The 14,357-nt window shown below is 62.9% G+C and carries 13 protein-coding genes and 1 tRNA gene; 9 read left to right on the top strand and 5 right to left on the bottom strand.

The window, feature by feature from the left end; translation table 11 throughout:
- The first annotated feature begins 8 nt into the window (after positions 1 to 8).
- The 6 genes from NA29_RS08825 (at position 9) to NA29_RS08850 (ending at position 6,010) form a co-directional block, all read left to right on the top strand.
- Positions 9 to 974 (top strand): amidohydrolase family protein, encoded by a 966-nt coding sequence (locus NA29_RS08825; RefSeq protein WP_039402858.1) that lies wholly within the window; start codon positions 9 to 11, stop codon positions 972 to 974.
- Positions 975 to 1,021: 47 nt separating this feature from the next.
- The gene (locus NA29_RS08830) at positions 1,022 to 1,771 is read left to right on the top strand and encodes a maleate cis-trans isomerase family protein (protein WP_039397557.1); all 750 of its coding nucleotides are present in this window, start codon (positions 1,022 to 1,024) and stop codon (positions 1,769 to 1,771) included.
- 21 nt (positions 1,772 to 1,792) lie between these two features.
- On the top strand, positions 1,793 to 2,632 hold the full coding sequence (locus tag NA29_RS08835) for an alpha/beta fold hydrolase (protein WP_039397559.1): 840 nt from the start codon (positions 1,793 to 1,795) through the stop codon (positions 2,630 to 2,632).
- Between the two features lie 20 nt (positions 2,633 to 2,652).
- Positions 2,653 to 3,693, top strand: a complete 1,041-nt coding sequence (locus NA29_RS08840) for a 2,5-dihydroxypyridine 5,6-dioxygenase NicX family protein (RefSeq protein ID WP_039397561.1) — start codon at positions 2,653 to 2,655, stop codon at positions 3,691 to 3,693.
- A gap of 1 nt (position 3,694) precedes the next feature.
- Positions 3,695 to 4,327, top strand: coding sequence for an N-carbamoylsarcosine amidohydrolase (locus NA29_RS08845; protein WP_039397562.1), 633 nt, complete (start codon positions 3,695 to 3,697; stop codon positions 4,325 to 4,327).
- A gap of 87 nt (positions 4,328 to 4,414) precedes the next feature.
- Positions 4,415 to 6,010 carry an MFS transporter gene (locus tag NA29_RS08850; RefSeq protein ID WP_039397564.1) on the top strand — a complete coding sequence of 532 codons (1,596 nt, stop codon included), beginning with the start codon at positions 4,415 to 4,417 and terminating at the stop codon, positions 6,008 to 6,010.
- A 62-nt stretch (positions 6,011 to 6,072) separates the two neighbouring features.
- Here NA29_RS08850 and NA29_RS08855 read toward each other — a convergent pair whose 3' ends face one another.
- On the bottom strand, positions 6,073 to 6,576 hold the full coding sequence (locus tag NA29_RS08855) for a MarR family winged helix-turn-helix transcriptional regulator (RefSeq protein WP_052252700.1): 504 nt from the start codon (positions 6,574 to 6,576) through the stop codon (positions 6,073 to 6,075).
- Between the two features lie 328 nt (positions 6,577 to 6,904).
- On the opposite strand from NA29_RS08855, the gene NA29_RS08860 reads away from it, so the two are divergent.
- Both NA29_RS08860 and NA29_RS08865 read left to right on the top strand, forming a co-directional pair.
- Entirely contained in the window at positions 6,905 to 8,227 is a 1,323-nt protein-coding gene (locus NA29_RS08860) for an MFS transporter (protein ID WP_231965141.1), read from the top strand.
- A 22-nt stretch (positions 8,228 to 8,249) separates the two neighbouring features.
- Complete coding sequence (locus NA29_RS08865; protein ID WP_039397567.1) at positions 8,250 to 9,275, top strand: XdhC family protein; 1,026 nt, start codon at positions 8,250 to 8,252, stop codon at positions 9,273 to 9,275.
- 68 nt (positions 9,276 to 9,343) lie between these two features.
- Here NA29_RS08865 and NA29_RS08870 read toward each other — a convergent pair.
- Positions 9,344 to 9,433, bottom strand: a tRNA-Ser gene (locus NA29_RS08870).
- A gap of 322 nt (positions 9,434 to 9,755) precedes the next feature.
- Here NA29_RS08870 and NA29_RS08875 point away from each other — a divergent pair.
- On the top strand, positions 9,756 to 11,516 hold the full coding sequence (locus NA29_RS08875; RefSeq protein WP_039397568.1) for an acyl-CoA synthetase: 1,761 nt from the start codon (positions 9,756 to 9,758) through the stop codon (positions 11,514 to 11,516).
- A 70-nt stretch (positions 11,517 to 11,586) separates the two neighbouring features.
- Here the strand turns inward: NA29_RS08875 and hemW are convergent, their stop codons facing one another.
- Genes hemW through rph form a run of 3 tightly spaced genes read right to left on the bottom strand, consistent with a single transcriptional unit; the run spans position 11,587 to position 14,161 of the window.
- Positions 11,587 to 12,807 carry a radical SAM family heme chaperone HemW gene (gene hemW / locus NA29_RS08880; protein WP_039397571.1) on the bottom strand — a complete coding sequence of 407 codons (1,221 nt, stop codon included), beginning with the start codon at positions 12,805 to 12,807 and terminating at the stop codon, positions 11,587 to 11,589.
- Between the two features lie 5 nt (positions 12,808 to 12,812).
- Positions 12,813 to 13,430 (bottom strand): RdgB/HAM1 family non-canonical purine NTP pyrophosphatase, encoded by a 618-nt coding sequence (rdgB, locus tag NA29_RS08885; protein ID WP_039397573.1) that lies wholly within the window; start codon positions 13,428 to 13,430, stop codon positions 12,813 to 12,815.
- Positions 13,431 to 13,432: 2 nt separating this feature from the next.
- Positions 13,433 to 14,161 (bottom strand): ribonuclease PH, encoded by a 729-nt coding sequence (gene rph, locus NA29_RS08890; RefSeq protein ID WP_039397575.1) that lies wholly within the window; start codon positions 14,159 to 14,161, stop codon positions 13,433 to 13,435.
- Between the last annotated feature and the right edge of the window lie 196 nt (positions 14,162 to 14,357).

Here is a 14,357-nt window from a genome sequence, read left to right on the forward strand (position 1 = left end):
GGTGGTACATGGTTGATCGAATTCGCAAGATCGCGCTTGAAGAGCATTTCGCGACGCCGGGGTTTCCGAACTATTCGAAGGCGTTCACGCAACACATTGCGCCCGACGTCTTGCGCGATCTCGGCGCCCGTCTCGCTGACTTCGACCAGTTGCGGCTTCAGGAGATGGATCGGGCTGGCATCGACTACACGATCCTGTCGCAGACCGGACCGAGTGTGCAGGGCGAGACGGATCACGCACGGGCGACGTCGCTCGCCCAGATGAGCAACGACTTTCTGGCCGAGCAGATCGGACGCCATCCCACCCGGTTCGGCGGTTTCGCCACGTTGTCGATGCACGACGCGAAGGTGGCCGCACGTGAGCTCACGCGTGCGGTGAATACGCTGGGCTTTAGGGGCGCGCTGGTCAACGGTCACACGCACGGCCGGTATTACGACGACCGTGCCTACGACGAATTCTGGGCGACGTTGCAGGAACTGGACGTCCCGCTCTACCTGCATCCGACCGATGCGTTTGCGCATCCGCGCGTGCTCGAAGGGCATCCCGAGCTGCTCGGCGCCACGTGGGGATGGGGCGTCGAGACGGGGAGTCATGCATTGCGCCTGCTGTTCGGCGGCGTGTTCGATCGCTTCCCGGGTGTCAAGGTGATCCTGGGCCACATGGGCGAGGGTATTCCGTTCCTGCGGTGGCGGTTCGACAGCCGGTTCGCCGTGTATTCGCACGGCGTGGCCTTGAAGCAGGCGCCTTCCGCCTACATCGGCACGAACATCGTCATCACCACGTCGGGTGTGTGCTCGGCTCCGGCGCTGGTGGGCGCGATCGGCGAGATGGGCGCGCAAGCCGTGCTGTTCTCGGTCGATTATCCCTACGAGTCCACCGAAATCGCCGCGAAGTTCATCGAGGAGGCGCCGCTCGACGAAGACGTTCGCAAGCTCGTCTGCCACGGCAACGCCGAGCGCATCTTCCGCCTGTAATTCGACACACAGCCCCTCATTCACTATCGCTCACGGAGTCGACCCCCATGAAAAATTTCCGCATTGGCCAGATTGTCCCGAGTTCCAACACGACGATGGAGACGGAGATCCCGGCCATGCTGCTGGCTCGCCAGAACATCCGCCCCGAGCGTTTCACGTTTCACTCCAGCCGCATGCGCATGAAGAAGGTCGTCAAGGAAGAGCTCGCGGCGATGGACGCCGAGTCCGACCGCTGCGCGGTGGAATTATCCGATGCGCGTGTGGACGTGCTCGGCTATGCCTGCCTGGTCGCCATCATGGCGATGGGGCACGGCTACCACCGCGTGTCGCAGAAGCGCCTTGCTGAGCACACCGCCGAGAACGGCGGTGCGGCGCCCGTGATCACGAGCGCCGGCGCACTCGTCGATGCGCTCAAGGTTATCGGTGCGAAACGCATCGTCGTCGTGGCGCCCTATATGAAGCCGCTTACGGAGCTGGTCGTGGACTACATCCGCAATGAAGGGTACGAGGTGATCGACTACCGTGCGCTCGAGATTCCCGACAACCTGGACGTCGGCCGTCACGATCCGAGCCGTCTGCCCGATATCGTCAAGACGCTGCGCTATCAGGACGCGGACGCGATCGTATTGTCGGCATGCGTGCAGATGCCGTCGCTGCCCGCCGTGGCCAAGGTCGAGGCGATGACCGGCAAGCCCGTGATCACCGCCGCGATCGCCACGACCTACGCCATGCTCAAGACGCTAGACCTGGAGCCCGTGGTGCCAGGCGCGGGCGCGCTGCTGTCCGGTGCCTACTGAGTCGGCACGACGGAGGAAAACATGAGCGAGCGATCCACGTTTCTCTATGGCGGCAACGTTCACGCCAATGGGATCCGTCAACACTATCTCCGCTACGGCGGCAACGACGGTGAGCGTGTCGGCCGAGATCCGGTGATCGTGGTGCCGGGCATCACGAGTCCGGCTATCACATGGGGCTTCGTCGGCGAGACCTTCGGCCGCACGTTCGATACTTACGTGCTCGATGTTCGCGGACGCGGCCTGTCGTCGGCATCCGACGCGCTCGACTACGGCCTCGATGCCCAGGCCGCCGATCTGATCGCGTTTGCCGCGGCTCTCGGGCTCAAGCGATACAGCGTGGTCGGCCATTCGATGGGCGGGCGCATCGGCATTCGTGCGGCGGCTGCGCGACCCGAGGGGCTTGCCCGTCTGGTGGCCGTCGATCCGCCGGTCTCCGGGCCGGGGCGTCGCGCTTATCCGTCGAAATTACCGTGGTATGTCGACTCGATGGCGCTCGCCAGGCAAGGCATGGACGCGCAAGCGATGCGCGAGTTCTGTCCGACCTGGACCGAAGCGCAATTGCAATTGCGCGCCGAGTGGCTCCATACGTGCGATGAGCGCGCGATTCGCGAGAGCTTCGACGGCTTTCATACCGACGACATTCACGTGAACTTGTCGTCGCTGGCGATTCCCGTGTTGCTGATCACCGCCGAGCGCGGCGATGTGGTGCACGACGCCGACGTCGAAGAAGTGCAGGGGCTCGTGCCGCATGTCGAGCACGTTCGCGTTCCCGACGCCGGCCACATGATCCCCTGGGACAACGAGCCGGGTTTCTATCGAGCCTTCGGCAGCTTTCTCGGCGCGACACTGACAACGATCTGAACGCATTCCTGGAGGGCACCATGCCCGTAAGCGATTTTCAAATGGTGGACGCCTGGACCCGGGTCCTGAAGCTGTCCCGCCTTGAGGCCGGTCAGACGGTCACGATTCTGACCAGTGCCAATACCCATGCCCAGACCCTGTCGACGGCGCTCATCGCGACGCAGGCGCTCGGCGCTGTCGTCAACCGGCTCGACCTTCCGCCCGTGAATGGCGAGAAGGCGCTGAGCCGCGACCCGCTGGCGTATCTGGGCACGACGCCGCTGACCGGCAATCGTGCAGCCATCGCCGCGCTCAAGGAAAGCGATCTGGTGCTGGATCTGATGACGTTGCTGTTCTCGCCGGAACAGCTCGACATTCTCAAGTCGGGGACGAAGATCCTGCTGGCCGTGGAACCGCCGGAGGTTCTGACGCGGCTCGTGCCGACGCTCGAAGACCGTGAACGCGTGCTGGCGGCACAGGCGCGTATCGGTAAGGCGCGCGAGATGCATGTCGTGTCCACCGCCGGGACCGACTTCCATTGCCCGTTGGGCGAATTCCACCCGATTGCCGAGTACGGCTTCGTCGACGAGCCGGGCCGATGGGATCACTGGCCGAGTGGCTTTGCGCTCACGTTCCCGAACGACGGCCAGGCATACGGCCGCATCGTCATCGACCGTGGCGACATCCTGTTGCCGCAGAAGAGCTACGTGAACGACCCCATCGAGCTGACCGTGGAAGGCGGCTTCGCCACCCGGATCGACGGCGGTGTCGATGCCCAACTGCTGGCCGAGTACATGGCGACCTTCAACGACAAGGAAGCCTATGCCATCTCACATATCGGCTGGGGTCTGCAATCTCGCGCGCACTGGTCGACGCTGGGCCTCTACGACCGCGAGCAGACCATCGGCATGGACGCGCGCGCTTTCGAAGGCAACTTCCTATTCTCTCTGGGCCCGAACAACGAAGCAGGCGGTGCGCGCACGACCACCTGCCATATCGATATTCCGCTGCGCCATTGCGACGTCTACCTCGACGGTGAGGCCGTGGTGCGTAACGGACGCGTCGTCAAGGAGGGCCATTGAGATGAGCAACGATCTCGACACCTATCAACGCCAGAGTTTCGGCAACCCGCTTCAGCCCAAGGCACCCGTCGGCCTGCTGATCGTGGACTTCGTCAACGGCTTCGCGAATCCCGACGTTTTCGGTGGCGGCAACATCGCGCAGGCCATCGAGAACACCGTGCCGCTGCTGGCGTTTGCCCGCGAGCGGCATTGGCCGGTGGCGCACACGCGCATTGTCTTTGCCGACGATGGCGCCGATCACAACATCTTCACCGAGAAAGTGCCGGGCATGCTCAAGCTGCTCGAACACGCCTCTGGCAGCGCCATCGTTCCCGAGCTGACGCCGGTCGAAGGCGAACTCGTCGTGAGGAAGACCGTGCCGTCGGCGTTCTTCGGCACGTCGCTGGCGGCGTGGCTGGCGCAACGCGGCGTACAGACGCTCGTGGTGGCCGGGGCCGTCACAAGCGGGTGCGTGCGGGCGTCGGTCGTCGATGCCATGCAGTACGGGTTCCGTCCATTCGTGCTGAGCGATTGCGTGGGTGATCGCGCTATCGTGCCGCACGACGCGAACCTGTTCGACATGGCGCAGAAGTACGCCGCCGTCATGCCGCGAGACGAAGCCATGCGTGTGCTCGGAGACCTGCCCATCCGTTAACCGCAGGAGGTCGCGCCGGTGAACGGGCACGTAGCACGCGGCGCGGCTCACGTACGCTCACGCAAGAACGGACCCGTGGGGCCAAAAATGAATACGATGACATCCGCTGTCTCTCGCGCGCCTGTGACGCGCCAGCAGTTTGTCCTGATCTTCGCGTCGTCGTTCGGCGCACTGCTGGAGTGGTACGACTTTTATGTCTACGCCGCACTGGCCGGTGTCTTCGGCGCGCTGTTCTTCCCTAGCGGGAACGAGACGACGGCCTTCCTTGCCAGTCTTGCAACATTCGGCGCGGGCTTCCTCGTCAGACCGCTCGGCGCACTGTTCTTCGGTCGGCTTGGCGATCGCATCGGGCGGAAGTACACGTTCATGGCGACCATCGTATTGATGGGGGTGGCCACGGTGGGCGTTGGCCTGTTGCCGTCGTATGCGCAAATCGGCATGCTCGCGCCAATCCTGCTCGTCGGACTTCGGTTGCTGCAGGGCTTCGCACTGGGCGGCGAGACAGGAGGAGCGGCCACCTATCTCGCCGAACATTCGCCTCCGACCAAGCGGGGTTTCTACACGAGTTCGCTGCAAACCACGGCAACGCTCGGCCTGCTCTCGTCGATCACGGTGGTGGGGGTGTCGCGCGCGTTCGTCGACGATGCGGCGTTTCAATCCTGGGGATGGCGAATCCCGTTTCTGGTGTCGACCGCGCTGCTGATCGTATCGGTCTACCTGCGCACCCGATTGGCGGAGTCGCCGACGTTCCAGCAGATGAAGCACGCCGGTCACCTCTCCAAGTCGCCGATCAGCGAAAGCTTCGGACAGTGGGGCAATCTGAAATACGTGCTGATCATGCTATTCAGCACGGCTTCGGGCGTGGGCGTGATTTTCGGCACGGGGCATTTCTATGCCATGTACTTCTTGCAGAACACGCTCAAGGTTGCGCCCAATGCTGTCAATCTGTATCTCGCGATCGCACTGATCTGCGTGTTCCCGTTTTACGTACTGTTCGGCTGGCTGTCCGATCGGATCGGACGCAAATGGATCATGATGAGCGCGTGTCTTCTGCTGGCGCTCACCACACAGCCGATCTTTCGCGCGTTGACCCACTACGCCAATCCGCAGCTCGAGACCTTCCAGCGCGATACGGCCATTAAGGTCTATGCGAACGACTGCCAGTTTTCGCTGTTCTCGGCGCCTCGCACGGAATGCGATCGCGTGCGCGAGTTCCTGTCGGCGTCGGGCGTGTCGTATGAGCAGACGCAGCAGAAGGCGGGCGCGCCGGTGACGACTGTCATTGGCAACACGCAGGTGCAGGGGAGCGACCGTCACGCGCTAGAGCGTGCGCTGATCGCTGCAGGCTGGACGAAACACGCCGATCCGGCAACGGTCAACGCGCCAATGGTCGTGCTGCTGATGTGGGTGCTGTTGCTTTTCCTTGCGATGGTGTACGGGCCGATGGCCGCGTTTATGGTGGAACTGTTTCCGGCGCGCATCCGCTATACGTCGCTGTCGTTGCCGTTTCACCTCGGGTCGGGCTGGTTCGGCGGCATGCTGCCCTTCGTGGTGTCCGCGATGTCGGTGGCGGCAGGCAACGTGTATTTCGGGCTTTGGTATCCGATCGCCATCGCGGCGCTGTCGTTCGTCGTCGGTGTGCTGTTCGTGCCCGAGACATTCCGGCGCGACATCACGGTGTAGTCCTGCCGTCGGCGCGAGGGTGAAGGGCAGGGCGGTGGCAGGCGCCGCCCGCGAGGGCAACGTCAGTCGAAGTGCTTGAGCGACGTGCGTCCGTACTGGTTATTGCCTTCCACCAGTTGCATCATCATCCGGATAAAGACGGCCTGATCCTTTTCTTCGAGCGGGGCGAGGAACTTGACCTGCGCCTCGCGCATGCTCGCGTACATGTCGCGCATGATCGCGCGGCCCTTCGTGGTGATGTTGGCGATCTTGACGCGGCCGTCGCTCGCGCTCGGTGCCCGCTTGACCAGACCCCGTTCCTCGAGACGGCGCAGCACGTCGGCCATCGTCGTCCGGTCGACGCCAACTTCGGCGCACAACGATGTCTGATCCAGATTGGGTTGCTCGCTGAGGGTGGTAAGCAGCCCGTATTGCACAGGCGTGATGGCGAAATCCTTGCAGCTTTCGAAGAACAGGGCGATGTGGATCTGGTTGAGTCGGCGGATCAGGAATCCCGGGCGCTGCCAGAGATGTCCGGTTTCGATGACGCCCTCGGTACGTGTCGTTTCTTTGGCGGCCGTGCTCATTGTGAAGTCGAGAAATGGCGGATGGATGGAGTCTAACTTTCTTGCCGGACCCTGTCACATTTGGCACGGAATCTGCTCGATGCCGGCGCTGCTAGGGACTTTTACTGATCCGGACAAGACACCTATTGCGTTCCTGATTTTGTCACGATAAAAAGCACATTGTCAGCATGCTGACAAATATTTTTCCGGCCTTATTACCGCATGGCGAGTGTGACATCCGCCATGCATCACAACCAGAACGACGCCCATTCTATCAGTGCACTGATGAAATGAGGAGGTCACGCGGCATTTTCAAAAACCGGTAACCCGCAGAGTTTGGAGCAAACGAATGACATCTACCCCAGTGCCGATCGAGTCCGTCTCGAATGGACGCGCCATGTCGATGGGCGATATCAAGACGCTGATGCTGGCGTCGCTTGGTGGCGCCCTGGAGTACTACGACTTCATTGTCGCGGTCTTCTTCACGAAGTTGCTTGCCACTGTATTCTTCCCACCCCAAACGCCTGAGTGGCTTGCGCAACTGGAAGTGTTTTGCATTTTCGCTGCCGGCTATCTCGTACGCCCGATCGGCGGCATTTTCTTCGCGCACTTCGGCGACCGGATCGGCCGCAAGAAGATGTTCGCGCTCAGCCTGTTCCTGATGTCCGCACCCACGTTGTTGATCGGCTTGCTGCCGAGCTACGCCACCCTTGGTCTGGTGGCGCCACTGCTGTTCCTGCTGTGCCGTGTGCTTCAAGGGCTGTCGGTCGGCGGGGAAGTGCCTGGCGCGTGGATATTCTGTGCCGAGCATGTGCGGCGCGATCGCGTCGGTCTCGCCTGCGGCCTGCTGATGTCGGGGCTTTGCACGGGGATCCTGTTGGGTGCGCTGAGCGCCAAGTTCCTGATGGGCAATATGGATCCGGAGAGCTTGAAGACGTGGGGCTGGCGCCTGCCGTTCATCGCCGGCGGCGTCTTTGGCCTGATCTCGGTCTACCTGCGCCGCTATCTGCAGGAAACGCCGGTGTTCGAAGCGCTGCGCGCAAAACGCGAGGCAGACTCGCGCTTGCCGCTGTCGGTCGTGCTCACGCAGCACCGCAAGGCGTTGGTATTCGGCCTGCTTGCCACGTGGGTGTTCTCCGGCATCTTCGTCATCTACTTCCTCTACACGCCGACTTATCTTCAAACGCAGTTCCATCTGGCGCCCAAGGAGGTCTTCACGAACAACTCGTGGTCGATCTTCGGGCTGATCGTCGGTAGCACGTTCGCCGGATGGGCGGCAGACAGGATCGGCGGTGGTCGCGCCTACATACTCGGCAGTCTCGCGATGCTCGTGGTGACTGCGGCGTTCTACCTGTCGCTGGGCTCGGCGAGCAATCTGGTCTGGCCGCTCTATATTGCAGGAGGCTTCCTGATCGGCACGATCACGTTGGGGCCGTACATCATCGTCAAGAGTTTCCCTGCAGAAGTTCGCTTCACGGGCTTCGCGCTGTCCTACAACACGGCATACGCGGTATTCGGCGGCACGGCGCCGGCAATTGCCTCGTTCCTTGTCGGCAAGCAGGGCCTGACGATGGCCCCGGCCTGGTACGTCGCCGCGCTTTGCGTGCTCGGCATGCTGATCGGATTAGTCTGGCGCGCACCGGCGTCCGAACAGTTCGGTATGCATCATTGACCTTCGGGGCGCGGTGACAACCATGAATAGCGAAGATCTCGAAGTGCTGTCGCAATGTGCCGACTGGGTCGAGAGCGGCCGACGCGCGCTGCTCGTCACCGTGATCCGGACGTGGGGGTCGTCGCCGCGCCCCGAGGGGGCCATGCTGTGCATTCGCGACGATGGGCATGTCGTGGGTTCGGTCTCAGGGGGATGCATCGAAGACGATCTGATCGATCGCGTGCGACGTAACGGCATTGCGCTCGAATCGCCGGAAATCGTCGAATACGGCATCGGGGCCGACGAAGCGCATCGCTTCGGGCTGCCTTGCGGCGGCACGATCCAGCTTGCGCTCGAACCGGTCACGAAACGAAGCCGGATCCGCGAGTTGCTTGATGCCGTAATGCAACGAAAGCTCGTTGCACGCACGCTCGACCTACGCACAGGCAACACGCAGCTCAGCGCGGCACCGGTCAAAGACGGCGTGCATTTTGATGGCGTCACGCTGACCACCGTTCACGGGCCACGCTACCGGCTGCTCGTGATCGGGGCAGGGCAACTCTCGCGCTTCTTCTGTCGGATTGCGATCGGTCTCGACTATCACGTGACGGTGTGCGACCCGCGCGAGGAGTATGCGGACCATTGGCGTGTCGAAGGGGTAACGCTCACGCGCGAGATGCCGGACGACGTGGTCGTGTCCATGCGTCTCGATAGCCGAGCGGCCGTGGTCGCGCTGACGCACGATCCCAAACTCGACGACCTGGCGCTGATGGAAGCCTTGCGCACACCGGCGTTCTATGTGGGTGCGCTCGGCTCGCGCCGTAACAACGCCGCTCGCCGGCATCGCCTGCTCGAATTCGACCTGACGGTGCCCGAGGTTGCACGTCTGCGCGGCCCCGCCGGTCTCCATATCGGCAGCAAGACCCCAGCCGAGATCGCGGTCTCGATTCTCGCGGAAATCACGGCGGCCAAGCATGGCGTTCAGTCTGCTGCGGCGATGTCCATTGCGGACGCCAAGAATGCGAATGCGGGCACCGGTCCGGCGTTCCTTTCCTCGTCGTGCCGCTGAAAGGTCAGGATGGGTACGAGAAGAATTTCGAGCGAATTCTTATTAAATCAACGTGTTGCGGAGTTTTTTGGCGGAGGCGGTGAGATTCGAACTCACGGAAGGGTTACCCCTTCGCCGGTTTTCAAGACCGGTCCATTAAACCACTCTGGCACGCCTCCGGGGCGTTGCGCACGATGCGGGATCGTGGCCTGGGATGTCGTCCGGGGGACGACTTGAGATGCGTGCGGTCCGGTGTAATCGGCGTCGGAGTCGTTTGCGCTCCAAAGCAGACCAGTACCGCACGGCAGCGCGCATTATACCTGCTCAGCCCGTCATGTGAAGCCCTCGCGCGACCAAAATCGCCTCACACCCCGCTAATTTCCTAGGATTACCCCCCGTCCCCCTTGTCTTGTCATCGCCCGGCATGCATCATGCTTGAAGACGTGCGGTGTACGCCCCCGGCGTTACCGTGCGAGGCCAGACATGACCCGGAGACACCGCATGGATGCCGACACCTCCCGTGCCCCCGCCCAAGAGACGTCAAATGACGCCAGTGGCGAGCGCGTGACCCACACGCCAAACAAGAACGCGACAAACCCGGCGAACGCCAACACGGCTGCCGCGTCGTTCACCTGGCAGATCCCCACGCTGTACAACATCGGCGTCGACGTCTGCGACAAATGGGCCGACGGCTCCAATCGTCTAGCGCTCATCCACGAAAGCGCGGACGGCGCGCTCGTGCGCCTTACGTTCGACGTCCTCAAGCAACTCTCCAATCAGCTCGCCAACGAATGGCGCGCCAACGGCGTCAAGGCCGGTGACCGCATCGGCATTTTCCTGCCACAGTCGCCCGCCACACTCGTCGCCCACGTCGCCGCGTACAAACTCGGCGCGATCGCCGTCCCGCTGTTCACCCTGTTCGGCCCGGAGGCGCTCGCCTATCGCTTGCAGAACTCCGGCGCGGCAGTGCTTGTTACCGACCTCGCGAGCATTGGCAAGATCGACGACATTCGCGCCGAGCTACCCGACCTGCGCCTCGTGTACGTCGTCCATGACGATCTGCCCGAAGCGCATCATCACGTCGCAGACGACCAGGACTGGGGCGTCGCCGAAGACGGCCTGCTCGCGCTGTGGCCAGCGATCGCCTCGCGCGATACGCATTTCGAACCTGTCCAGACCCGCGCCGACGCACCGGCCGTGATCATCTATACCTCTGGCACCACGGGCAAACCCAAGGGCGCGCTGCATGCGCATCGGGTGCTGCTCGGGCATTTGCCGGGCGTGGAGACGTCGCACAACGGATTCCCGCAAGAGGGCGATCTGATCTGGACGCCCGCCGACTGGGCGTGGATCGGCGGACTGCTCGACGTGCTGCTGCCCGCGCTCCATCACGGCGTGCCGGTCCTGTCACGACGCTTCGAAAAGTTCGACCCGGTAGCTGCCTTCGATCTGATGGCGCGTCACGGCGTGCGCAACACGTTCCTGCCGCCGACCGCGCTCAAGATGCTGCGCACAGTGGCATCCCCGCGCGACCACTGGCCGCTGCAACTGCGCTCTGTCGCGAGCGGCGGCGAATCGCTCGGCCCCGAATTGCTGGCGTGGGGACGGGAGCATCTGGGCGTCGACATCAACGAGTTCTACGGGCAGACGGAGTGCAACATGGTCGTCTCGTCATGCGCCGCAGAATTCCCGGCGCTACCCGGCGCCATCGGACGCGCCGTGCGCGGGCACGACGTCACCATCGTCGATGACGAAGGTACGCCGTTACCCACTGGCGCGGTGGGCAATATCGCCATCGCACGGCCCAACCCCGTAATGTTCCTTGGCTACTGGCATAACCCGGACGCCACCATGGACAAATACCGTGGCGACTTCCTGCTCACGGGTGACTCAGGATTCGTCGACGAGAACGGGTACATCACGTTCACCGGTCGATCGGACGACGTCATTACCAGCGCCGGCTACCGCATCGGACCGGGACCGATCGAGGACTGCTTGATCCGGCATCCGTCGGTGCAATTCGCGGCCGTGGTCGGTGAACCCGACGACCTGCGTACCGAGATCGTGAAGGCGTTCGTCGTACTGCGCGAAGGACATGAGCCGTCAGACGCCCTGGCAAAGGAGATTCAAGACTTCGTCAAGCACCGACTTGCGGCGCACGAATACCCGCGCAAGGTCGTTTTCCTGCCGGAGCTGCCAATGACCGTCACCGGCAAGATCATCCGCAAGGCGCTAAGGGAGATGGGGGCGTCGCTGGGGTAGGTGCGATTGTAAAAAGCGGCGGGACATCCGATGATGTCCCGCCGTTTTCATTTTTGCTGCCGTTGGGCGATTACTTCTTCTCGCCTTCCAGAAACATCCCCTGAAGGTCGTTCAGGAAGCGTTGACCCAACTCGGTTGGGGCGATCCGTTGCGGATCGTCGACCAGCAAGCCCTTTTCGACCCCGGCCGCGAGCGCCCTGGCGATCTTCGCCATCGGCAATCCCGTGCGGTCGGCAAACAGCTCGCTCTTCACGCCATCGGTCAAACGTAGCGCATTGAGCATGAATTCGAACGGCAAATCACGCGCATCGACTTCACGCTCTTCCTGAATCGCGTTACCGGCGGCGGCTGCCTCCATGAATCGCTGCGGATGCTTATGACGCACCTGACGCAGCACACGATGCGGGAACGAAATCTTGCTGTGCGCGCCTGCGCCGATGCCAAGATAGTCGCCGAACTCCCAATAATTCAGATTGTGCTTGGCGCGTCGGTGCGGCTGGGCGTACGCCGACACCTCGTAGCGTCCGTAGCCCGCGGCCGCAGTGCGCTCGGCAATCCAGTCCTGCATGTCGGCAGACGTGTCGTCGTCCGGCACCGTCGGTGGATATTTGTGGAACTGCGTATTGGGTTCGAGCGTGAGGTGATACAGCGACAGATGCGGCGGGGCGAACGAGATCGCCGTCTCCACATCCTCCTGACATTGCGCGAGCGTCTGGTTCGGCAGCGCAAACATCAGGTCGAGGTTGAAGTTGTCGAAATTCGCTTGCGCGATCTCGATGGCATGACGGGCTTCGTCGCCGTCGTGAATACGGCCGAGCGCCTTCAGATGCTCGCTGTTGAAGCTCTGGATGCCGATCGACAGCCGGTTGATCCCGCTCGCACGGAAGCTGCGGAATTTGTCCGCTTCGAACGTACCGGGGTTGGCTTCCATCGTAATTTCGGCGTCGGCGTCGAGCGGCAGCAGGGCGCGCAGATCCGAGAGCAGGCGATCCAGACCGGCAGCCGACAACAGACTCGGTGTGCCGCCGCCGATGAAGACCGTATGCACCGGACGTCCCCACACCAGCGGCAACGCCTGTTCGAGATCCTGACGCAATGCATCCAGATAGGCCTGCTCGGGAAACGCTTGCGCGCCGCCTTCGCCGCGCCACTCGTGCGAGTTGAAATCGCAGTAGGGGCACTTGCGCACACACCACGGGAAATGCACGTACAGCGACATCGGCGGCAAGGCCGGCAAGCTGATCTTGCCGGGCCGCAGAAAGTTCTGCACGGGCAACGTGGATTCACTCATACGACTTACGCCTCCCGCCCCAGCTTTTCCAGCAGCACGCGCAATGCACGAGCGCGGTGGCTATGGGCGTTTTTCACGGCAGGATCGAGTTCGGCAGCCGTCTGATTCAACGAGCGGATGAGGAAGTGCGGATCGTAGCCGAAGCCATGCGCGCCACGTGCGTCGTCCACGATCTCGCCGTCCCAGCGCCCCTCGGCGATGATTGGCTGCGGGTCTTCTGCGTGACGCACGAGTACGAGGGCCGCGAAGTAATACGCGTCGCGATATCCCGGCGTGTCGGCGTGCGGAGCCAGTTGCTCGATCAGATGGCGGTTGTTCGCGGCATCCGACTTCTCACGGCCGGCGCGCGCAGCATAACGTGCGGAATACACGCCAGGGGCGCCGCCGAGGATCGGCACGCACAGGCCGGAGTCGTCGGCGAGCGCAGGCAGGCCGGTCGCGGCAGCCGCGTGACGTGCCTTCGCCAGCGCGTTCTCGATGAAAGTGACGTGCGGTTCTTCGGCCTCGGACACGCCGAGCATGCCCTGCGGCACCAGCTCGATGCCGAGCGGCGCGAACAACGACGCGAACTCGCGCAGCTTGCCCGGGTTGTTCGACGCCAGCACGATCTTCTGCATGGTCATCTTCAGACTCCCAACGCACGCTTTTGCGCGTCGATCAGTTGACGAATACCGGCGTCGGCCAGATCGAGCAACACATTGCTTTGCGCGCGCGTGAACGGTGCGCCTTCGGCCGTGCCTTGAATTTCGACGAAACCGCCTTCGCTCGTCATGATCACGTTCATGTCGGTGTCGCAGGCCGAGTCTTCGACGTAGTTCAGATCGAGCACCGGCTGTCCCTGATACAACCCGACGGAGACGGCCGCCACGTGCGCGCGGATGGGCGACGATTCGAGCTTGCCGTCGGCGATGAGCTTCGAGACGGCGTCATGCGCAGCGACGAATGCGCCGGTGATCGACGCGCAACGCGTGCCGCCGTCGGCCTGAATGACGTCGCAGTCGATCTGAATGGTGCGCGGGCCGAACTTCTCCAGGTCGAATACGGCGCGCAGCGAGCGGCCGATCAGACGCTGAATTTCCTGCGTGCGACCGCTTTGCTTGCCGCGTGCGGCTTCACGGTCGCCTCGGGTGTGCGTGGCGCGCGGCAGCATGCCGTACTCGGCGGTGAGCCAGCCCTGGCCCGAATCGCGCAGGAAACCCGGCACTTTCTCTTCGACGCTGGCCGTGCAGATGACCTTGGTCTCGCCGCACTCGATCAGCACGGAGCCTTCGGCGTAACGGGTGTATTGGCGGGTAATGCGCACGGGGCGCAATGCGTCTTGCGCACGGCCGTCCGGGCGGGTGATTTGCGTCATGGATGAATGTCCTGCGAGGTGAATTTATGCGGCAATACCCGAATGGTATCGCTAAACGCCAAAAGCTTGGCGGCGCGCACCGGTGTCGTGCGCGGAATCAGGAGCCTTGGGCCGGAAAATGCGATAATCCCGTTTCATCCATTGCATGCGAAACTGGTTGCTGCATCGCCCCGCTGAAAAAGTGTCACGGCGCTGT

The sequence above is a fragment of the Pandoraea sputorum genome, from assembly GCF_000814845.2.
GTDB classification, from domain to species: Bacteria; Pseudomonadota; Gammaproteobacteria; order Burkholderiales; family Burkholderiaceae; genus Pandoraea; species Pandoraea sputorum.